15 protein-coding genes are annotated in these 21,781 nt (G+C 67.7%); 10 read left to right on the forward strand and 5 right to left on the reverse strand.

The window, feature by feature from the left end:
- Nucleotides 1-89: 89 nt before the first annotated feature.
- The gene (locus FE263_RS12620; RefSeq protein ID WP_138326385.1) at nt 90-3,254 is read right to left on the reverse strand and encodes an efflux RND transporter permease subunit; all 3,165 of its coding nucleotides are present in this window, start codon (nt 3,252-3,254) and stop codon (nt 90-92) included.
- A gap of 12 nt (nt 3,255-3,266) precedes the next feature.
- A complete protein-coding gene (locus tag FE263_RS12625) occupies nt 3,267-4,535 on the reverse strand; it encodes an efflux RND transporter periplasmic adaptor subunit (protein WP_138326386.1) in 1,269 nt (422 codons plus the stop codon).
- Between FE263_RS12625 and FE263_RS12630 the strand changes: the two genes are divergently transcribed.
- The 6 genes from FE263_RS12630 (at nt 4,530) to FE263_RS12655 (ending at nt 14,461) form a co-directional block, all read left to right on the forward strand.
- On the forward strand, nt 4,530-6,071 hold the full coding sequence (locus FE263_RS12630) for an NAD(P)/FAD-dependent oxidoreductase (protein ID WP_138326387.1): 1,542 nt from the start codon (nt 4,530-4,532) through the stop codon (nt 6,069-6,071). The genes FE263_RS12625 and FE263_RS12630 overlap by 6 nt on opposite strands.
- Complete coding sequence (locus FE263_RS12635) at nt 6,068-7,156, forward strand: MBL fold metallo-hydrolase (RefSeq protein ID WP_138326388.1); 1,089 nt, start codon at nt 6,068-6,070, stop codon at nt 7,154-7,156. The genes FE263_RS12630 and FE263_RS12635 overlap by 4 nt, the downstream gene beginning before the upstream one ends.
- Before the next feature lie 47 nt (nt 7,157-7,203).
- Nucleotides 7,204-9,345 (forward strand): glycogen debranching protein GlgX, encoded by a 2,142-nt coding sequence (gene glgX, locus FE263_RS12640; RefSeq protein ID WP_138326389.1) that lies wholly within the window; start codon nt 7,204-7,206, stop codon nt 9,343-9,345.
- Nucleotides 9,345-11,123: a malto-oligosyltrehalose trehalohydrolase gene (treZ, locus tag FE263_RS12645; protein WP_138326390.1), complete on the forward strand. Its 1,779-nt coding sequence runs from the start codon at nt 9,345-9,347 to the stop codon at nt 11,121-11,123. The genes glgX and treZ overlap by 1 nt, the downstream gene beginning before the upstream one ends.
- A complete protein-coding gene (gene treY, locus FE263_RS12650) occupies nt 11,120-13,852 on the forward strand; it encodes a malto-oligosyltrehalose synthase (RefSeq protein WP_138326391.1) in 2,733 nt (910 codons plus the stop codon). Before treZ ends, treY begins: the two co-directional genes overlap by 4 nt.
- A gap of 99 nt (nt 13,853-13,951) precedes the next feature.
- Complete coding sequence (locus FE263_RS12655) at nt 13,952-14,461, forward strand: ankyrin repeat domain-containing protein (RefSeq protein ID WP_138326392.1); 510 nt, start codon at nt 13,952-13,954, stop codon at nt 14,459-14,461.
- Here FE263_RS12655 and FE263_RS12660 read toward each other — a convergent pair.
- On the reverse strand, nt 14,458-15,018 hold the full coding sequence (locus FE263_RS12660) for a TetR/AcrR family transcriptional regulator (RefSeq protein WP_138326393.1): 561 nt from the start codon (nt 15,016-15,018) through the stop codon (nt 14,458-14,460). The genes FE263_RS12655 and FE263_RS12660 overlap by 4 nt on opposite strands.
- Before the next feature lie 114 nt (nt 15,019-15,132).
- On the opposite strand from FE263_RS12660, the gene FE263_RS12665 reads away from it, so the two are divergent.
- Nucleotides 15,133-16,542 carry an amidase gene (locus tag FE263_RS12665; protein ID WP_138326394.1) on the forward strand — a complete coding sequence of 470 codons (1,410 nt, stop codon included), beginning with the start codon at nt 15,133-15,135 and terminating at the stop codon, nt 16,540-16,542.
- A 6-nt stretch (nt 16,543-16,548) separates the two neighbouring features.
- Here FE263_RS12665 and FE263_RS12670 read toward each other — a convergent pair whose 3' ends face one another.
- Both FE263_RS12670 and FE263_RS12675 read right to left on the reverse strand, forming a co-directional pair.
- Nucleotides 16,549-17,808: an allantoate amidohydrolase gene (locus tag FE263_RS12670; protein WP_138326395.1), complete on the reverse strand. Its 1,260-nt coding sequence runs from the start codon at nt 17,806-17,808 to the stop codon at nt 16,549-16,551.
- 74 nt (nt 17,809-17,882) lie between these two features.
- Nucleotides 17,883-18,458, reverse strand: a complete 576-nt coding sequence (locus FE263_RS12675) for a YbhB/YbcL family Raf kinase inhibitor-like protein (RefSeq protein ID WP_138326396.1) — start codon at nt 18,456-18,458, stop codon at nt 17,883-17,885.
- A gap of 121 nt (nt 18,459-18,579) precedes the next feature.
- Between FE263_RS12675 and hisC the strand changes: the two genes are divergently transcribed.
- The 3 genes from hisC (at nt 18,580) to argS (ending at nt 21,665) form a co-directional block, all read left to right on the forward strand.
- Nucleotides 18,580-19,665 (forward strand): histidinol-phosphate transaminase, encoded by a 1,086-nt coding sequence (hisC, locus tag FE263_RS12680; RefSeq protein ID WP_138326397.1) that lies wholly within the window; start codon nt 18,580-18,582, stop codon nt 19,663-19,665.
- A gap of 69 nt (nt 19,666-19,734) precedes the next feature.
- Nucleotides 19,735-19,920, forward strand: coding sequence for a hypothetical protein (locus FE263_RS12685; protein WP_138326398.1), 186 nt, complete (start codon nt 19,735-19,737; stop codon nt 19,918-19,920).
- A gap of 20 nt (nt 19,921-19,940) precedes the next feature.
- The gene (gene argS / locus FE263_RS12690) at nt 19,941-21,665 is read left to right on the forward strand and encodes an arginine--tRNA ligase (RefSeq protein WP_138326399.1); all 1,725 of its coding nucleotides are present in this window, start codon (nt 19,941-19,943) and stop codon (nt 21,663-21,665) included.
- The last annotated feature ends 116 nt before the right edge of the window (nt 21,666-21,781 follow it).

Consider the following 21,781-nt stretch of genomic DNA (forward strand, 5'->3'; position numbering starts at 1 on the left):
CATGACGCCCGTACGAAATCAGAGGGAGGACGATCACGAAGTCTCGATGCCGCAACCCTTGCCAAGCCGATGCATGGGCTGGCTCGATCTCAGGGGTGGCTGGGATCGTGCGGTGCCCGATGCGGCGGCCTTGCCTCGCCGATGCCGAGCTTGCGGTGGAACCACTCGCGCACGGTCTGGAACGTCACGTACAGCATCGGGATGATGAAGATGCCGACGCCGCTGGCCGCCAGCATGCCGGCGAACACCGGCGTGCCGACGTCGCGACGGCTGATCTGCGCAGCCCCGGTTGCGGTCACCAACGGCAGCAGGCCCAGGATGAAGGCGAACGAGGTCATCATGACGGCACGGAACCGCATATGCGCGCCCTGCTTTGCCGCCTCCACGATGCTGTCCCCCGCCTCCCGCCGCTCCTTGGCGAATTCGACGATCAGGATGCCGTTCTTGGCGGACAGCGCAATCAGCACCACCAGGCCGATCTGGGCGTAGAGATCGAGCGACAGCCCGGCCAGAACGATGCCGATCATGGCGCCGAGCACGCCGACCGCCACCGACATCAGCACCGGGATCGGGATGATCCAGCTCTCGTAGAGCGCCACCAGGAACAGGAAGGCGAACAGCAGCGACATCGCCAGGATAATGCCGGTCTTGCCGCTCGCCTGGACCTCCTGGTAGGCCGTGCTGGTCCACTCGTAGTCGTAGCCGGTCTGCAACGTCTGCTTCGAGATCGTCGCCATCGCGTCGAGAGCGGTGCCCGACGACACCCCCGGCGCCGGGCCGCCATTCACGGTGATCGCCCGGTAGTTGTTGTAGCGGGTGATCGCCTGCGGACCGGTGATGATCTTCTCGGTGGCCAGCGAGCGCAGCGGCACGGTGCCGCCGCTGCTGTTGCGCACATAGATCGACCACAGGTCGTCGATCTTGGAGCGGTTGCGCGCCTCCGCCTGCACGTTGACCTGCCAGACCCGGCCGAACAGGTTGAAGTCGTTGACATAGTCGCTGCCGAGCGTGTCCTGCAGGGCGGTGAAGATGTCGTTCACGCTGACGCCGAGCGCCTGTGCCTTGACGCGATCGATGTCCAGATAGATCGACGGATTGCTGGCGGTGAAGGTGGAGAACACCCGCGCCAGCCGGTGGTCGGCATTCGCCGAGGCCAGCAGGCCGTTCATGGCGGCGCCGAGCTGCGTCGGATCCTGTCCCTCCAGCCCCTCGAGCTCGTACTCGAAGCCACCGCCGGGCGAGAGGCCGATGATCGGCGGCAGGTTGAACGGGAAGATCGTCGCCTGCCGGATATTCTGCGACTGCCCGAACACGTCACGTAGCAGCGACTGCACGTTGGTGGCCGCCGTGGTGCGCTGGTCGAACGGTTTGAGCCTGGTGAACACGAAACCGGCGTTCGGCTCCTGCACGGTATCGAGGAACGAGTAGCCGATCACCCCGAAGGTGTGCAGCGCGCCGGGCAGGGCTGCATCCATCTTCTCGACCTGGGCCACAACGCCGCTGGTGCGCGCCACCGAGGCGCCGTCCGGCAGCTGCACGTTGGTGAAGAAGCCACCCTGGTCCTCCTCGGGCAGGAAGCCGAGCGGCAGGTGGCCCTGGATCACGAAGATGCCGAAGGCGCACAGCGCCACCACCAGCACGCCGCCGAGGGCGAAGCGCAGCAGTCGGGCCACGACGCGCGAGTAGCCGTTGCGGGTATGGTCGATGCCGTTCAGCACCCGGCCCATGATCCCCCGCCTCGGCCCGGTATGGCGCAGGAACACGCCGCACAGGGCGGGCGACAGCGTCAGCGCGTTCAGCGCCGAGATCAGCATGGCGATGCAGATGGTGACCGCGAACTGCTGGAACAGCACGCCGGACAGACCCGGGATGAAGGCGAGCGGAACGAACACGGACAGCAGCACCAGGGTGATGGCGATGATCGGACCGGTGATCTGGGTCATCGCCTTGTGCGTCGCCTGTGCGGGCGACAGCTCCGGCTCCTCCTCCATCACACGCTCCACGTTCTCCACCACCACGATGGCGTCATCCACCACGATGCCGATCGCCAGCACCATGGCGAGCAGCGAGACGGTATTGGCCGAGAAGCCGAGCGCCGACATGCCGGCGAATGCGCCGATCAGGCTGACTGGCACCGCGCAGGTCGGAATGATGGTGGCGCGCACGCTGCCGAGGAACAGGAACACCACGATGACGACGAGGACGAAGGCCTCGAATACCGTCTTGAGCACCTCATGCACGGTGTCGTGCACGAAGTCGGTGCTGTCGTAGGTCACGTTGTAGGCAAGCCCGGGCGGGAAGCGGCCGGACAACCGCGTCAGCAACGACTTGATGGTGGCAGCGGTGTTGAGCGCGTTGGCGCCCGGGGCGAGATAGATCGCCAGCGCCACCGACGGCTTCTGGTCGAAGCGGGATTCTGAATCCAGCGTCTGCGCGCCGAGCTCGAGCCGCGCCACATCCTTCAGCTTGAGCGACGAGCCGTCCGGGTTGGCGCGTATCACGATCTCGCCGAACTGCTGCGTGGTCACCAGCCGGCCCTGCGTCTGCACGTTGAGCTGGTACTGCTGGTCGGGCCCTGCCGGCCGCGCGCCGATGCGTCCGACCGCCGCAACCTGGCTCTGCGACGTGATCGCGCTGGTGATGTCGGTCGGCGACAGGCCGAGCTGCACCAGCCGGTTGTTGTCGAACCAGACGCGCATCGAGTATTTCTGCCGCGACAGCAGCGACGCCTGGCCGACGCCGGTGGTGCGGCTGACCTCATCGATGATGTTGATCGTCATGTAGTTGGCGATGAACAGCGGCTTGAACTTGCCAGTCGGGCTGTAGAAGTTCACGAACATCAGGATCGCCGACGAGCGCTTCTGTACCGTCAGCCCCTCGGCATCCACCGTTGCCGGCAACTCTGCCTCGGCGGTCTGCACGCGGTTCAGCACGTTGACGGTGTCGATGTCGGGATTGGTGCCGAGCAGGAAGCTGACGGTTAGATTGTACGAGCCGTCGTTGCCGCTGACCGACCGCATGTAGATCATCTTGTCGACGCCGACGACCTGCGCCTCGATCGGCTGCGCGACGCTGGCCTCGACCACCGCCGCGGAGGCACCCGGATAGGTCGCCGCCACCTGCACCTGCGGCGGCACGATGTCTGGGAACTGCGCCACCGGGATGCGGGTCAGTCCGACGACGCCGGCGAGCGTGATGACGATCGCGATGACGATCGCCAGCCGTGGCCGGTCGATGAAAACTCCGGAAATCATGCGCGCCGGCCCTTACTGGCGGCTAGGCGTGGTGGCGGGCGCCGCCGGGGGAGCCGCGTTGCCGCTCTGCGTGGCGGCAGACTTCTCGGCTGGTGTGCTAGAGGCCGACGAGGCAGCGCCGGGGTCGGGAACCACCGCCTGTGGCGCCTCCGGCTTCACCTGCATGCCGGCATGCACGCGCTGCACACCGTCGACGATGACGTGGTCGCCGTCCTTCAGGCCGCTATCGACCACCTGCTGCGAGCCCTGCAGGGTGCCGAGCTTGATGTTGGACCGGTGCGCCTTGTTCTGCGCATCCACGGTGAAGACATAGTCGCCCTGCTGATCGGACAGCACGGCGCTGCTCGGCACGATCAGCGACATCACCGGATGCGGATCCGAGATCAGCACCGTTACGAACTCGCCGTTGACCAGCTGCCGGGTGCCGACACCGCCCTGATCGCCGCCGCCGCGTTCGGGATTGGCGATGGTGGCGCGCAGCGTGATGGTGTCGGTGTTGGCGGAGACCGTTGGCGACACGTAGTCGAGCTTGCCGTCGCGGTCGTAGGTGTCGCCATTGGTCAGCTGCAGCTTCACCTTCGCGCTCCCGAGCCCGCCGGACGGGGCGTATTTCTTCTGCAGGGTGACCACGTCGCGGGACGCCACCGGGAACTCCACGTACATCGGGTCCTGGGTCACGATGGTCGCCAGGGTGCCGCTGGTCGGGCTGACCACGTTGCCCTCGTTGACCGCGGTCTGGGTGATGCGGCCGTCAACCGGGGCGCGGATCTCCGTATAGGCAAGGTTGATCTGCGCCGCCTGCAGGTTGCCCTGCGCGGTCAGCACGTTGCCGGCGTTGCCGCGGGCAGTGGCCAGCGCGTTGTCGAACGCCTGCTTCTGCCCGGCCGGGGTGTTCAGCAGCGCCTTCTGGCGCTGGAAATTCACCGACGCGTTCTTCACGTTGGCCTGCGCCTGGTCGAGATTGCCCTGCTGGGCCAGCACCTGCGCCTGGAACGGCCCCTGCTCCAGCACATAGAGCAGTTGCCCCTTCTTGACGTCGGCGCCTTCGGTGAACAGCCGCTGCTCCAGGAAGGCGGTGACGCGGGCGACCAGCGCCACGCTGTCGATCGCCTGGATGCGCCCGACATACTGGTTGGTCGAGGTGACCGGCTTCGCACTCACCTCGGCGACACCGACCGCGGGAGCCGGCGGCGCACCCTGTGCGGCGGCCCGGCCCGTGGTCGCGCCGAGCGCCGCGCAGGCGAGAAGGACCGCCGGTGCAGCGCGGGAGAGGATATGCATGGATCGTCCTCGTCAGATGCCGGCAGGACCCGGCGTCGGAAGCGGTCGGACAGCGCAGGCAGGCTGTCGCTGACCGCTTGGTCACCAGCTGACTTACACGACCGACCCGCAAGTCTGCAACCTGTGCCCGGCGGAGGCCGTTCCCACCACGCGTCGGGGATCAGGCCGGCGGCGCAGCAGGAGGGTTTGCCTTTGCCGCCTGATCCGAAGCATGCCCGCGGTATCGGACACAGGGTCGTGATCGTGGGTGCCGGGTTCGGTGGCATGAACGCAGCCCGGGCGCTGCATCGTGCCGACGCCGAGATCGTGCTGGTCGACCGCACCAACCACAACCTGTTCCAGCCGCTGCTCTACCAGGTCGGCACCGCGGCCCTGTCCGGCAACGACATCGCGCTGCCGATCCGGTCGATCTTCCGCCGCCAGCGCAACGTGACGGTGGCGATGGATGAGCTGACCGGCATCGATCGCGACCGGCGGGAGGTCAGCCTCGCCTCCGGCAACACGCTGTCCTACGACACCCTCGTGCTGGCCACCGGCTCGGTCTATTCCTGGTTCGGCCACGACGACTGGAAGCGGCACAGTATCGCGCTCAAGACCCTCGACGAGGCCGACCTGCTGCGCAACCGGCTGCTGGACGCTTTCGAACGGGCGGAAATCGCGACCGATCCGGACGAGATCGCCCGGCTGATGACCTTCGTGGTGATCGGCGCGGGTCCGACCGGGGTCGAGCTGGCCGGTGCGGTCGCCGAACTGTCGCGCCACACCCTGGCCCGGGATTTCCGCCGTATCCATGCGCCGGACGCCCGCATCATCCTGTGCGATGCCGGGCCGCGGGTACTGGCGCAGTTCCCGCAGACCTTGTCGGACTATGCGGCCCGGCGCCTGCAGTCGCTCGGCATCGAGCTGCGGCTTTCGTGCCAGGTCGGTGCGGTCGATGCCGGGGGGGTCGAGGCGGGCGGCGAGCGGATCGCCGCAGCCACCGTGTTCTGGGCCGCCGGCACCGCGGCGACCCCGGTGGCGCGCTGGCTCGACGTGAAGGCCGCGAAGCACGGGCTGGTGGAAGTCGGGCCGGACTGCACGCTGCCGGGCCATCCCGAGATCTTCATCGTCGGCGACGCCGCCTCCTGCAACGGCGCCGACGGCAAGCCGCTGCCCGGGCTTGGCTCGGTTGCCAAGCAGCAGGGCCACTTCGTTGGCCGTACCATCGCCGCGCGATTGTCCGGCGGCCGGGCACCCGGCGACTTCCGTTACCGCAACTACGGCCAGCTGGCGATGATCGGCTCGTCATCGGCGGTGGCAGACTTCGGCTGGATCCGGCTCACCGGGTTTGCGGCCTGGGTGGTGTGGAGCGCCGTCCACCTGCTGCTGCTGGTGAGCGCCCGCAACCGGGTGGTGGTCTATATCAACTGGGTCTGGGCGTGGCTCACCTATGGCCGCGGCGCGCGCGTGATCACCCGGCCGCTCGCCGACCTGCTGCCTGAGGGCGCGGCTCATCGGCCCGGGACCGTCAACGCTCGGGCGGGCAGCGGCGCTTGAACGATCGCCGCCACCATACCGGTACCGGTTTCCGTAATCCGGACTGGCTCACCCCGCCGGACGCTCCCGTCGAGCCATCGGTGCCGATCAGCGCGGCGCCCCGGCGGCCGGGCGGCAGGGCGCTTGCCATCCTGCGTTGGCGGCTGCGTCGCGAAGGATCGCCCTGGCCGGACTGGATCGTGGACCCGCAGCCTTCCGGCGACCCGTCAAGGACGCCGGCGCCGGGGGAAATCAGCGTCACCTTCATCGGCCATAGCTGCTTCCTGATCCGCCTGCCGGGCCTCACGGTGCTGACCGACCCGATGTTCAGCCACCGCGCCTCGCCGGTCTCCTGGGCCGGTCCGGCACGGGTGCGCGCGCCCGGCCGCCGGCTCGACGCGCTGCCGCGGATCGACCTCGTGCTGCAGTCGCACAACCACTACGATCATCTCGACCTGCCCTCGCTGCGCGCGCTGCAGCGACGCGACGCGCCGCGTATCGTCACCCCGCTCGGCAATGCGGCGCTGATCGACAAGGCGGGACGCTTCGAGATCGAGGAACTGGACTGGTGGCAGGATTGGGTCGGCCAGGGTCCGCCATTGCCTTCGCGCACTCCCGTACGGGTGACAGCCGTGCCGGCACGGCACTTCTCGGCGCGAACGCTGCGCGATGCCGGACGCGCGCTCTGGGCCGGCTTCATGCTGGAGATACCGGCAACGAAATCCGGGGAACCGGGCGGCAGCACGCGCATCCTGTTCGCGGGCGATACCGGCAACGGCACCCACTGGCCGATGATACGCGACCGGCTCGGCGCACCCGACCTGGCGCTGCTGCCGATCGGCGCCTACGAACCACGCGCGCTGATGCGCCGGGTGCACATGAACCCGGCCGAAGCGGTGACGACGCATCGCCTGCTCGGAGCGCGGCAATCGCTCGGCATGCATTTCGGCACCTTCCGCCTGACCGACGAAGCCATCGACGCGCCTGAACACGAGCTTGCCCGCGAGCGCGAGCGGCAGGGCGTCGCACCGGAAGCTTTCACGACTCTGGGTTTCGGCGAGTGCAGGCGGTTTGCATCGTCGTCCGTGCAGGCGGTGGAACCGTAGCCATCGCGCCGGGTTGTTGCGGCGCAACGAATTCAGGAGCCTGTCACGTGGCGAGCAACTTAAAGGCCGGCCTACGCGAGGGCTACCCCTCTCCGCGCGGGGCGAACTGGGACGGCAAGGGCGTTAATTTTGCGTTGTTCTCCGCGAATGCCACCAAGGTCGAGATCTGCCTGTTCGACCGCGACGGCATCACCGAGATCGAGCGCATCGCGCTGCCGGAATACACCGACCAGATCTTCCACGGATGGATCCCGGAGATCGGGCCGGGCCAGGTGTATGGTTATCGCGTGCATGGTCCCTACGAGCCGGAGGCCGGTCATCGTTTCAACCCGAACAAGCTTCTGCTCGACCCCTATGCGCGTGCCCACATCGGCGAACTGAAGTGGGACCCGGCGATCTTCGGCTATACGATCGGCCACAAGGATGACGACCTCTCCTACGACGAGCGCGACAGCGCGCCGTTCATGCCGAAGTCGGTGGTCGTCGATGCGAACTTCGACTGGCGTGGCCAGGCCGGCCGCAACCCGGTCGCATGGGACCGCACGGTTCTCTACGAGACCCATGTTCGTGGCTACACCAAGCAGCATCCGAAGGTGGACCCTGCGCTGCGCGGCACCTATGCCGGCTTCGGCACCAAGGAAGTACTCGAGTACATCAAGGGCATTGGCGTCACCTCCATCGAACTGCTGCCGGTGCACAGCTTCATCAACGACAGCCAGCTGCTCGAGAAGGGCCTAACCAACTACTGGGGCTACAACACCATCGGGTTCTTCGCGCCCGACCCTCGCTATGCCGCCGACCGTGCCAACTCGCTGCGTGAGTTCAAGGAGATGGTCGCGAAGGTGCACGATGTCGGCCTCGAACTCATCCTTGATGTCGTGTACAACCATACCGCCGAGGGTAACGAGCGTGGTCCGACGTTGTCCTTCAAGGGCATCGACAACGCCTCGTACTATCGCCTGACTGCCGATCAGCCGCGCTTCTATGTGAACGACACCGGCACCGGCAACACGGTCAACCTCAGTCATCCGCGCGTCATCCAGCTGGTCACCGACAGCCTGCGCTACTGGGCCGACGAGATGCATGTCGACGGCTTCCGCTTCGATCTTGGAACCATCCTGGCGCGCGAGCCCAATGGCTTCGACAACAGGTCCGGGTTCCTCAAGGCATGTTGCCAGGATCCCACGCTCGGCTCCGTCAAGCTGATTGCCGAGCCTTGGGATTGCGGTCCCGGTGGCTACCAGGTAGGCGAGTTTCCCCCCGGCTGGGCCGAATGGAACGACAAGTTCCGCGACATCACCCGTGACTACTGGAAGGGCGCCTCCAACGTGGCGGACCTGGCGCCTCGCCTTCTGGCGTCGCCGGAGCAGTTCGACCATCAGGGCCGCAAGCCCTGGGCGTCGGTGAACTTCATCACCGCGCATGATGGCTTCACGCTGAACGACATCGTCACCTACGACGAGAAGCACAACGAGGCCAACGGCGAGGACAACAAGGACGGCTCGTCGGATAACCGTTCCAGTAACTATGGCGTGGAAGGTCCGACCGATGATCCGGAGATCAACCGGGTGCGGGCGAGGCAGATACGCAACCTGCTGGCGACCCTGCTGCTGAGCCAGGGCACACCGATGCTGGTGGCGGGCGACGAGTTCGGCCGCACGCAGAACGGCAACAACAACGCGTACTGCCAAGATAGCGAGATCTCCTGGGTCAACTGGGAGATCGAGGAGAAGGGCCAGGCGCTGATCGACTTCGTGACACGTGTCACCGACCTGCGTTCCCGCTTTCCGATCCTGCGCCGCAACCGGTTCCTGACCGCGGCCTACAACGAGGAGCTCGGGATCAAGGAGCTCACCTGGGTGAGTGCCGGCGGTGGCGAGATGCAGCCGGGCGACTGGGGCGAGAGCGCGCAGAGCTTCGGCCTGATCCTGGACGGTCGCGCGCAGCCGACCGGGATACGCAAGCGTGGCGAGGATGCGAGCATCCTGATGATCTACAATGCGTGGCATGACCTGGTGGAGTTCACCTTGCCCGATCATGGCGGCTCCGAGCGCGAGTGGACCCTGCTGCTCGACACCAACAAGTCCGAGGCAGAGTCCAAGGAGGAGCCGACCTTCAAGCCGGGTAGCGTCTACGGCGTGACGGGTCGCTCGCTCCTGCTGTTCTCCCTGGTGCCGGAACGGACCTGATGAGCAAGCGGCAGCACAGCATCCCTGCCGGGGCTAGCCTCGGCGACGGCGGCACCGGATTCCGGCTATGGGCGCCAGGCTGCGAGCAGGTCCTGCTCCGCCTTGAAGCCGATGGCTCCCGGGAGCCGATGCAGCCGCAGGCGGACGGCTGGCACGCGCTCACCGTGCCGGGAGCCGGTGCCGGCACGCTCTACCGCTTCGAACTGCCGGATGGGACGCAGGTGCCCGACCCGGCCTCCCGGTTCCAGCCGCAGGACGTGCATGGGCCCAGCGAGGTAATCGACCCGGCGGCCTACGAGTGGACCGTCGCATGGGAAGGGCGCCCCTGGGACGAGATCGTCCTCTACGAACTGCATGTCGGCGCCTTCACTCCCGGCGGCACCTTCCGGGAGGCCATCGGCAAGCTCGACCATCTTGCCGCGCTGGGTGTGACCGGGATCGAGATCATGCCGGTCTGGGATTTTCCGGGCGGTCGTAACTGGGGGTATGACGGTGTGCTGCCGTATGCGCCGGACTCGACCTATGGCCGGCCGGAGGATTTCAAGGCGCTGGTCGAGGCGGCGCATGCGCGCGGCATCGCGGTGTTGCTCGACGTCGTCTATAATCATTTCGGTCCGGACGGAAACTACCTGCCGGTCTACGCTCCGAAATTCTTTACCGAACGCCATCACACGCCCTGGGGCGCCGCCGTCAACTACGATGGCGAAGGCAGCCAGGCGGTGCGCGAGTTCGTCATCCACAATGCGCTCTACTGGCTCGACGAATATGACCTCGACGGACTGCGTTTCGACGCGGTGCATGCAATCATCGACGATGGTCCGAAGCATCTGCTCGATGAGCTCTCCGAGCGCGCCCGCGCAAGCACGCGGCGTCCGGTGCACCTGTTGCTGGAGAACGAGGACAACGAACCGAAGCGGCTGACCCGCAACGGCCGCGAGCCTGTGCACTACACCGCGCAGTGGAACGACGACGTGCATCACGTGCTGCACGTGGCTGCCACCGGCGAGGACCAGGGCTACTACGCCGACTATGCCGGCAATACGGGTCTGCTCGCCAAGGCCCTCTCGGAGGGCTTCGCCTACCAGGGCCAGATGATGCCGTATCGTGGTTCCGCGCGCGGGGCCCCGGCCGCCAACCTGCCACCGGGTGCGTTCGTTGCCTTCATCCAGAACCATGACCAGGTCGGCAACCGTGCCTTCGGCGATCGACTCAATACGGTTGCCAGCCACGATGCGATGCGGGCGCTGGCGGCCGTCTACCTGCTGTTGCCGCAGACGCCGATGATCTTCATGGGCGAGGAATGGGGCGCGACCCAGCCGTTCCCGTTCTTCTGCGATTTCGAGGGTGATCTTGCCGATGCGGTCCGCAAGGGCCGCCGTGAGGAATTCTCGCGCTTTCCCGAGTTCCAGGACCCGGAGCAGCGCGACCGCATTCCCGACCCGCTGGCGGAAAAGACCTTCCTGTCGGCGAAGCTGGACTGGAACGCGATAGACCAGAAGCGCCTCGGACTCTACCGGGACCTGCTGTCTGTGCGTCGGCGCGAGATCGTGCCGCTGCTTGCGCACATCGTGCGCGGCGGCAGCGCCATTGAGTTCGGTCCCGGCGCGGTGCAGGTCCGCTGGCAGATCGGTCTCGACCGCGTCCTGGCGTTGTCCGCGAACCTGTCCGGCGCGAAAGTGGAATTTCCGAAACCGACCGGCCAGACGATCTGGACCGAGGGCGAGACCGATCCGGGGATGGGTCCCTGGTCGGTACGCTGGTCCCTGGAGGCTGCATGACCACTCCGCGAGCAACCTACCGGCTGCAGTTCCACGCCGGCTTCGGCTTCAAGGATGCCACGGTGGTTGCACCCTACCTGGCAAGGCTCGGAGTGAGCCACGTCTACGCCTCGCCCTATCTGAAGGCGCGGCCCGGCAGCACGCATGGCTACGACATCACGGATCATCTGGCGCTGAACCCGGAACTCGGCACCGAGGACGATTTCGCGTCCATGGTGGCGGCGTTCAAGGCGAACGGGCTTGGCCAGATCCTCGACTTCGTTCCCAACCACATGGGCGTCGGCGGTGCGGATAATCCACTCTGGCTCGATGTACTGGAATGGGGGCCGCAATCCGACTACGCCGGCTGGTTCGACATCGATTGGGATCCGGATCGGCGCTACCTCAAGGACAAGCTGCTGGTGCCGTTCCTCGGCGACCAGTACGGCAGCGAGCTGAAGGGCGGCAAGCTTCAGGTCAAGTTCGACGAGCAGGATGGCAGCCTTGCCGTGTGGGCCTATGACAGCCACAAGCTGCCGATCTGCCCGCTGCAGTACGATGTGGTATTGGGCCACGACGACCCGGAACTCGACCGGCTCAGCGATTTCTTCTCCGACCTGCCGCAATGGCGGCCGCAGATGGCGGAGCGCGCGGCCACCCTGAAGTCGGAGCTGGCACGGGCGGCCGGCTCGCACCCATCGGTTCGCGAGGCGCTCGATGCCAGCATCGCGGCCCTGAACTCGGACTGGCGCGCCCTCGATGCGTTGATCCAGCAGCAGAGCTGGCGCATCGCCTATTTCGGAGTCGCCGGCGACGACATCAACTACCGCCGGTTCTTCAACATCAACGATCTTGCCGGCATACGCATGGAGCTGCCGGCGGTGTTCCGGCACGCCCATGGCCGCATCATCCCGATGATCGAGGACGGCACCATCGACGGCCTGCGCATCGACCATATCGACGGGCTGCTCGATCCTAAGGCCTACATCGAGGATCTGCGCCGTGCCACCGACCGGCCGTTCTACCTGGTGATCGAGAAGATCCTGGCCGCGCATGAAGCCTTGCGGGAGGACTGGAAGGTCGAGGGAACCACCGGCTACGATTTCACCAACCTGGTGCTGGGCGTGCTGGTCAATCCGGCGGCCGAAGAGGCGTTCACCGCCACCTACCACGATTTCACCGGCCTGCGCACGCCGTTCAGCAGCATAGTCTATGACTGCAAGATACGCATCATGGACAACGAGATGGCGAGCGAGCTGAACTCGCTCGGCCGTGATGCAGGGCGTGTCGCGCGGCAGAACCCGATGACCTCGGACTTCACCAAGACAGTGCTGCAGCGGGCGATCAAGCAGATCGTCGCCTGCTTCCCGGTGTATCGCACCTACATCGAGTTCGAGTCCGACAGCGACAGCGCCGACAAGCGTGATCTCGACTGGGCCATCACCCAGGCGCGCCGGCGCGATCCCGCTCTCGATCCCTCGGTGTTCAAGTTCCTGCACGACCTGCTGTCGGGTCGGCTGACCGCGAAGCCGAAGAGCGGTTTCAATCGCACCAGCGTGCTGCGCCTGGCGATGAAGCTGCAACAGTATAGCGGCCCGGTGATGGCCAAGGGTCTCGAGGATACCGCGTTCTATCGCTACAACCGGTTCATCGCCCTGAACGAGGTCGGCGGCGAGCCGGAGCGGTTCGGCCTTTCCGCCGGTGCCTTCCACAAGGCCAACACGCAGCGCGCCAGGCACTGGCCGCATGCCATGCTGGGCACCTCCACGCACGACACCAAGCGCGGCGAGGATACCCGTGCCCGTCTGGCGGTGCTGGCCGACATTCCCGAGGAGTGGGCGCGGCAGGTTCAGACGTGGAGCCGCCTGCTCCGTGCGCGACGCGGCGACGTCGAGGGCAACGCCCCGCCGGACCGCAACGACGAATACCTGCTCTACCAGTTGCTGGTCGGCTCCTGGCCGGTCGAGATGCTCGCCAGCACCGATGCCGAAGGGCTGAAGACCTATGGCGAGCGGATCAAGGCGACGCTCGAGAAGTCGATGCGCGAGGGCAAGCTGCACTCGAACTGGTCGTCCCCGGACGCCGCCTATGAGGACGCGATGCAGTCCTTCGCACGCGACGCGCTGGATCCGAACCGCGACAGCTTCCTGGCGAGCTTCCTGCCCTTTGTGCAGAAGGTCGCGCGGCTGGGTGCCGAGAACAGCCTGGCGCAGGCGGTGCTCAAGCTGACGGTTCCCGGCATGCCCGACCTGTACCAGGGCAGCGAGATGTGGGATCTCAGCCTGGTGGATCCGGATAACCGCCGGCCGGTCGACTATGATGTCCGTCGACAGGCACTGGGGGCGATGGAGCCGGGTCTGCGGGAGTCGCCGGCGGAAACGCTGGCTGGCCTGCGCGACAACTGGCAGGACGGGCGCGTCAAGCTCGCGGTCACCACCATGCTGTTGCGGCTGCGTGCGGAGCATCCTGCTTTGTTCGGAGATGGTGGCTACGAGCCCTTGACGATCGTCGGGGAGCGTTCCGAGCAGGCCATCGGCTTTCTGCGGACCCACGAGGAGGCGAAGCTGCTGGTGCTGGTCTCGCGCTATCCCGGCCTTCGGGACGGCGGGATTGGCTGGGAGGGTACTGCCGCTTCCTTGCCGGATGGCGACTGGGTGGACCTGTTCAGCCGGCGTCGCTACCAGGGCGGCAACGTGGCACTGGAGGAGGTATTCGCGCTACTGCCGGTGGCGGTGCTGGTCAGGTCGTAACGCCGGCGGTAGTCTCCCTTCAGGTGGCTTCACCTCGAAGACAAGGAGCCCGCTGCCGTGCCATCGGACATCACATCGCAGCCTTCGGGAGAACCGCCGGTGCCGGCGCCACCGGCCGGTTTCACCCACGAGCAGGTCGAGGCGCTGTTCTTCAGCGCAGCGAGGGATGGCCAGACCGATCTGCTGGAGGCTTTCCTCGACGCTGGCGCCGACGCCAACCGCACCGACCTGCGCGGCTACACCCCGCTGATCCTGGCGTCCTACAACGGCTACCTGGAGGCCACCCAGCTTCTGCTGTCGCGCGGCGCCTTGCCCGACGGGCGAGATGCCAAGGGTAGCACCGCGCTGGGCGGCGTCGCCTTCAAGGGCGACGTCGAGATTGCCCGGGTGCTTGTCAAGGCCGGTGCCACCGTCGACGCCCCGAACGATGTCGGTCGTACGCCGCTGATGTTTGCGGTAATGTTCGGCCGCGAGCAGATGGCTCGCTACCTGCTCCAAGCCGGCGCCGACCCGGTGCGACGCGACGGCGAAGGCAACAGCGCCCTCAGCCTGGCGCAGCGCCAGGGCCATCGGGATCTGATCGATCTGCTTGGGTCCGCCAGGCTCTAGGGCAGCAGGCCACTCGCCCGGTAGGAGGCGATGACCTCGTCGTAGAGGGCGGTGTCTCCGCGTGCGCGAGCGATCAACTGCGCTCCGGTGACCGCCGCGAAGATGGCGCGTGCGCGGCGCCGGCACTCCTCCGGCTCTGCGGCGACACCGGCCGACAACGCACGGGCGAGCCAATTCTCGTTCATCCTGCCGAACCGTGCCACCTCGATGCGAACCTCGTCCGGCAGTTCGCTCAGCTCGGCTGCAAGGCTTGCGGCCAGGCAGATGCGGTTGGCGTTCCGCAGGGTGTTGCCGAAGACATCGGTGTAGCGCGCCATGCACGTCGGCAGATCGAGCTCCTGCTCCAGCAGCGCATCGAGATACGCGGCGAAATCGGCCGTGTAGCGGCTGGCCAGCGCCCCGCCCAGCTCGCCCTTGGTCGGGAAGTAGTAGTGGATGCTGGCGCTCTTGATGCCGACCTCGGCTGCCAGCTCGCGGAAGCTGAGTCCGCCGTAGCCGCGGTCCTGCACCGTGAGACGGGCCGCTTCCAGTATCCGTTCCCTCGTCTCGGCAGCCAAGCCAGCCTCCCGTGTCTACCTGACGATAGATAGTCATTGACGAGAGGTACGGAAAGGCCCAGATCTAGCCCCGGTACCTACCTGACGTCAGGTAGGAAAGATCAGGAGGTCTTCATGGCTGAGAACCCGCTCCACTACCTCGACGCAACCAGCCTCTCCGCGCTTATCCGGGCCCGCGAGGTGTCGCCGGTCGAGGTGATGCAGGCGCATCTCGACCGCATCGAGGCCATCAATCCCGGCATCAACGCCATCGTTACGGTGGCCACAGGCGCAATGGACGGCGCCCGTGCCGCGGAGGCCGCAATCCTGGCCGGTGAGACGCTTGGCCCGCTGCACGGCGTGCCGTTCACCGTCAAGGACTCCATCGACACCGAAGGCGTGCCCACCCAGCGCGGCTCGCCGATCTTCAGGGGCCGCGTCCCGGCGGTCGACGCCACCAGCGTGGCCCGGATGAAGAGCGCCGGCGCCATCCTGCTCGCCAAGACGAACCTGCCGGAATTCTCATACTCGACCGAGAGCGACAACCTGCTTACCGGGCGGTCGAACAACCCGTGGAACCTCGATCGCACACCCGGCGGATCGAGCGGCGGCGAATCGGCCGCGATCGCGGCAGGCCTGTCACCGCTGGGCCTCGGCAGCGACCTCGCCATCTCGATACGCGGGCCGGCAGCGCAGACCGGCATCGTCGGCCTGAAGGCGACGCACGGGCGCATCCCGATGACCGGGATCTGGCCCCGCTCGCCGCGACGGTACTGGCATGTCGGCCCGATGGCGCGAAGCGTGCGCGATCTTGCCCTGGCCTACTCGCTGCTGGCCGGCCCGGATGGCGCCGACGGCCTCGCCACCAGCCCATTGGCCTTCGACGCCGGCACCGGCGCCTCGCCGGACCGGCCGCTCCGCGTCGGCTGGCTGGTCGAGCCGGGCTTCGGTCCGATCGACCGCGAGGTGGCGGCGTCGGTCCAGGCGGCGGCGGACGCGCTGCGCGACGCGGGTTGCGAGGTGGCACCGGTGCGAATTCCGGCGCTTGAGCAGGACAATGCGCTGGAAGCGTTCCTGCGCCTGCATGTGATGGAGATGAAGCCCGATGTCGCCGCCGCGACCGCCGGGCACGAGGCCGACATGTTCGCGATGTCGAAATTCCTGCTCGGAACGGCCGACACCTCGATGGCCGACTTCCTGCGGGCGGAGCAGGCATCGGACCGGCTGCGCGACGGTTTTGCCCACTACTTCCAGGATCACGACGCGCTGCTTTGTCCGGTGCTGCCGATCCCGGCGCACGCGCACGGCCTGTCGGAAATCGTCATCGGTGGTCAGCCGGTCTCCGCGTTGCAGATCATGGCGGCAACCGTGCCGTTCAACGTGACCGGACTGCCGGCGCTGTCGATCCGGTATGGCACCAGCCGCGAAGGACTGCCGATCGGCGTGCAACTGGTTACCAGGTGGATGGCGGAATCGACGGTGCTGCATCTCGCGGCGCTGCTGGAAGCCACCAGCCCGTTCCGCGATCTGCATCCGGTGCTCTGAAGCCTTTCAGCGGACCCCGTCCGCCGCGAGGTCCTCCAGCAACCGCACGAGCACATCCACGGCCAGCTCCGCATCCGGCGCGGCGATCGACTCCGCCGGATTGTGGCTGATGCCGCCGCGGCAACGCACGAACAGCATGGCGATCGGGCAGAGTGCTGCCATCGCCATGGCGTCGTGGCCGGCACCGCTCGGCAGGCGGCCGGGCTCCACCCCGCAGGCCACCGCCGCACGTTCCAGCCGGGCCTGCCACAGCTCGTCGCACGCCGCCGCCGAGGCGCTGAAGCCGGGCTCGACGCGATGGGTGACGCCATGCTCCGCGGTGATCGCATCCCACTCGTGGAACAGGGCGGCGCAGGCCTTGTCGCGCAGTGCATCGGTCGGCGCGCGAAGATCCAGGCTGAATTCGACCCTGCCGGCGATGACGTTCGCCGCACCCGGCCAGGCCTGTATGCGGCCCACCGTCGCGGTCACGTCCGGCCAGGCCATGCCGGCGCCGCGCGTCGCCACGATCATCTCGGCAGCGGTGGCGAGCGCGTCCCGCCTGCCATCCATCGGCACCGTACCGGCATGGCCCGCCTCGCCCTGCACCGTCACCACGAAGCGGCTGGCGGCGTTGATGGCGGTGACGATGCCGAGCGCCAGGCCATCCCGCTCGAGCACCGGACCCTGCTCGATATGCGGTTCGAGGTAGGCGATGATGTCCGCCCTGTCGAAGGCGGCATGGGCCAGCGTTGCCGGATCGCAGCCGAACCTGGAAAGCGCATCGCGCAAGGTGGCGCCATCCGCATCCTGGCTCGCCAGCCGCGCCTCGATATCCAGGGTGCCGGCGCAGGCCCGCGATCCGGTCAGGGTGACCGGGAAACGCACGCCTTCCTCGTCACCGAATGCCAGCAACTCGACCGCAAACGGCAGGCGGATGCCGCGCGCCTGAAGCCGCTCCAGGGTGGCCAGGCCGGCAAGAATGCCGAAACTCCCGTCGTAGCGCCCGGCATCGCGGACAGTGTCGAGATGCGAGCCGATAAGCAGGGTGCGAGCCCCTGCCTCGGTGCCGTCCAGTCGCCCGATCAGGGTCGCGGCCCCATCGATCCTGGTCACCAGGCCGGCGTGCCGCATCCAGCCCGCCACGGTATCGATTGCCGCCCGATGCGCGGACGAAAGGTATAGGCGGGTCAGTTCACCATTGCCGTCGGTGCATCCGGCGAGCAGATCGAGCCGGTCCATCAGGCCGGCAGCCTCCTGCCGCCCGACAGCTGAATCGTCCTGCATCGTGTAGTGCCCCCGCCCGCTCCAGGAGGCGCAGAGCAAGGACCGGGCCGTCGCGCGTCAAGCCCTGGTCGCGATCAGTCCCGGCTGTAGGTTCCGATCAGCATGCCCCGGGCGATCACGTGTCCGCGCAGCGCCGCCACCAGTGCCGTGCGTCCCGGCGCCTTGCTGAAGCTCGGAACCTCATCCAGGGCGAACATCTGGAAGGCATAGCGGTGCGGCCCGTGCCCGCGCGGTGGATCGGGCGGCAGCCAGCCGTGCGACAGGAACGAGTTGCGGCCCATGCCGAAGCGTTCGCCGCCCGAGCCGGAGGACGGCAGATCGCCCTCCGCGAGGCCGCCGTCGCGCGGCGCCAGGTCACCGAGTATGGCATGCACGAGAGGCCGGAAGGTCGGGCTGTCGGCATCCTCGACCAGCAGCACCAGCGCCTGCGCCTCGGGTGGCACGCCGATCCACTCCAGCGGCGGCGAGATCTTGTCACCGTCCTCGGTATAGCGCGCCGGGATCGCCCCATCGGCCGGGAAGGCCGTCGAGGTGATGGCGATGATGTCCGGCACATCGGCAAAGGCGTCGTCCTGCGAGACCAGCGCCTCGGTGCCCGGCCGGATCGATTTCAGCACCCGGCCGACGCCGGCCGGCAATTTCTCGAGCATGCTCAGGCTCCCCCATGACGGCTGACCGACGTTCCGGGGCAGGACAAGGTTGCCTGCAAGGCTTGCATCCTCGCGCGAGCGTGCACACACCCTGGGCTGCCTTCCATACGGGACGACGACGATGAGCCGCTTCTGGAGCGACCTGGTGCACGACCTCACGCCGTATGTGCCGGGCGAGCAGCCGCGCGTGGCGGAGCTGGTCAAGCTCAACACCAACGAGAGCCCGCTGGGTCCGTCGCCCCGCGCCCTCGAGGCGATCCGCGCCGAGGCGACGGACAGCCTGCGCCTGTATCCCGATCCAGACGCTACCGCCCTGCGCGAGACCCTGGCGCGGTATCACCGGGTGCAGCCCGACCAGGTGTTCGTCGGCAACGGCTCCGACGAGGTGCTGGCGCATGCCTTCGTGGCGCTGCTGCGGCACGAGGCGCCGCTGCTGTTCCCGGACATCACCTACAGCTTCTACCCGGTCTATTGCCGGCTGTTCGGCGTGCGCCACGAGACGGTTCCGCTGGACGACGACATGCGTGTGCGCGTCGCCGACTACCGGCGGCATTGCGGCGCCATCATCGTGGCCAACCCGAACGCGCCGACCGGCATCGCCCTGTCCCGTGCGGAGATCGCGGCGCTGCTCGACGAGCATCCCGACCAGCCGGTGGTGATCGACGAGGCCTATGTCGATTTCGGCGCCGAGACCGCGATCCCTCTGGTGGCCCGCCATCCCAACCTGCTGGTGGTGCATACGATGTCGAAGTCGCGCGCGCTGGCCGGGCTGCGCGTCGGCTACGCGATTGGCGACGCCGCGCTGATCCAGGCGCTGACCCGGGTGAAGGACAGCTTCAACTCGTATCCGCTCGGCCGGCCGGCGCAGGCCGGGGCAATTGCCGCCATCGAGGACGAGGCGTTCTTCCAGGCCAGCCGCGCGACCGTGATCGAGAGCCGCGAGCGGCTGGTGACCGGCCTGCAGCAGCTGGGCTTTGCAGTGCTGCCCTCCTCGGCCAACTTCGTGTTCGTCCGCCATCCGCACCATGACGGCGCGGCGCTGGCGGTGGCGCTGCGGGAGCGTGCGGTGCTGGTGCGCCACTTCGCCAGGCCGCGCGTCTCGCCGTACCTGCGCATCACCATCGGCACCGACACGCAATCCGACCGACTACTGGCGGCGCTGGCGGACATCCTTGCCCGCAACCAGCCCCGGGCGGCGGCCGGCTGAGGCGCCCGGCGCTTCCCACTCCCGGCCCGGCGTCGTAATCCTGCGCCGACGACTACGGGACACCTCGCCATGCGCGCATTCGATGGACAGCACTCCGACAACCAGCCGATCCGGCGCAATACCGCCGAGAAGCAGAAGCAGCTTCGCGAGCTGAAGGAGACCCTGGCCGGCATGAAGCCGCACGTGGCGCAGACCCTGCGCGACAGCGTCAGGAAGCGCATCAAGGAGCTCGAGGCCGAGCTGAAGACGCGCTGACCGGCTGCAGGGACACCGGCATGACCGCCTCGCTGACCCGGCGCGTCGACGAGCTGCTGGCCGGGGCGTTCGCCGCCTGCGGCCTGCCGACCGAGACCGCGCGGGCATCACGTGCCTCGCGGCCGGAGCTGGCCGACCTGCAATGCAACGGCGTGATGCCGCTGGCCAAGGCCGCCGGCCGCAATCCGCGTGAGCTTGCCGCCGCGATCGCGACCGCCCTCGGCGAGCGGGCCGAATTCGACGAGGTCGGCGTCGCCGGTCCCGGCTTCCTGAACCTGCGCCTGTCCGCCGGCTTCCTCGCCGAATGCGCGGCGGCGCAGGCGTCAGACCATGCCCATGCCGGCATCGAGCAGGTCGACACCGGCCTGGTGATGCTGGATTTCGGCGGCCCGAACGTCGCCAAGCCGCTGCATGTCGGCCATCTGCGCACGCTGGTGATCGGCGAGAGCCTGCGCCGCATCCTCGACGCGCAGGGCGTGCGTACCCTGTCCGACACCCATCTCGGCGATTGGGGCCTGCAGATGGGCATGCTGCTGTCGGAGCTGCGCCTGCGGTTTCCCGACCAGCCGCCGGGCACCTTGCCGCCGCTCACCGAGCACGACCTGCAGGTGCTGTATCCGGAGGCGGCTGCCGCCTGCCGCGCCGATCCCGCCCGCATGGACGCGGCGCGCGCCGCCACCGCCGCGCTGCAGGCCGGCGACCCGGATGCATACAAGGTGTGGTCGGAGCTGCGCCGGATCTCGCTCGAGGCGCAGACGCGCGACTTCGACCTGCTGGGCGCGCATTTCGACCTGCTGCTGGGCGAGAGCGACGTGCAGCCACTGATCCCCGGCATGATCGCCGACCTGCGCGAGCGCGGCATCGCGGTGGAGAGCGAGGGCGCGCTGATCGTCGAGGTGGCGACGCCCGACGAAGCCAAGCCGATGCCGCCGCTGCTGCTGGCGAAGTCGGACGGCGCTGCACTCTATGCGACCACGGACGTGGCGACGCTGCTGGCGCGCAAGCGCGAGCACGATCCGGCGCGCATCATCTATGTGGTGGACCAGCGCCAGGCGCTGCATTTCGAGCAGGTGTTCCGCGCCGCCCGGCGGGCTGGCTACGCCGATGGCATCGAGCTGATCCATGCCGGCTACGGCACCGTGAACGGCCCCGACGGCAAGCCGTACAAGACCCGCGAGGGCAATGCCGCGCAGTTGTCCGACCTGCTCGGCGATGCGATCGAGCGGGCGGCGGAGCGGCTGCCGGAAACCACCCCGGATGCCGAGCGCGAGACGCTCGCCCGCCTGGTCGGACTGGCGGCGGTGAAGTTCGCCGACCTCTCCTCGTTCCGTACCTCGGGCTACATCTTCGACGCTGAACGCATGGTCTCGTTCGAGGGCCGCACCGGGCCGTATGTGCAATATGCCTGCGTGCGCATCGGCTCGATCCTGGCAAAGGCCGCGTCGCAGGGGGCGAGTGCGGGACCGATCGCGGTGACGGCGCCGGCCGAGCGTGCGCTGGTGCTGGAATGCGCACGGCTGCCGGACGTGGTGGCATCCGCCAGCCGCAACCTCGCGCCCAACGAGATCGCCGACTACGTGTTCGCCCTCGCGCAAAGCTTCAGCCGCTTCTACAGCGAGTGCCCGGTGCTGGCAGCCGACACCGACGCCGAACGCGGCTCGCGGCTCGCGCTCTGCGCGCTGACAAGGATGGTGATGGAGAAGGCGCTCTGGCTGCTCGGCATTGCGGTGCCCGAGCGCATGTAGCCCACCGGTGGTCGCGTCGGCGCGCCAGGACCGGGCATGCCTCGTCCATGCGTCGCGAGCCCATGCCATCGACGGGAAAGTCATTCCCAAATAGCACCGGTAATCCCCGCAGCAGG

It is taken from the genome of Lichenicoccus roseus, from assembly GCF_005844085.1.
In the GTDB taxonomy this organism is placed as follows: domain Bacteria; phylum Pseudomonadota; class Alphaproteobacteria; order Acetobacterales; family Acetobacteraceae; genus Lichenicoccus; species Lichenicoccus roseus.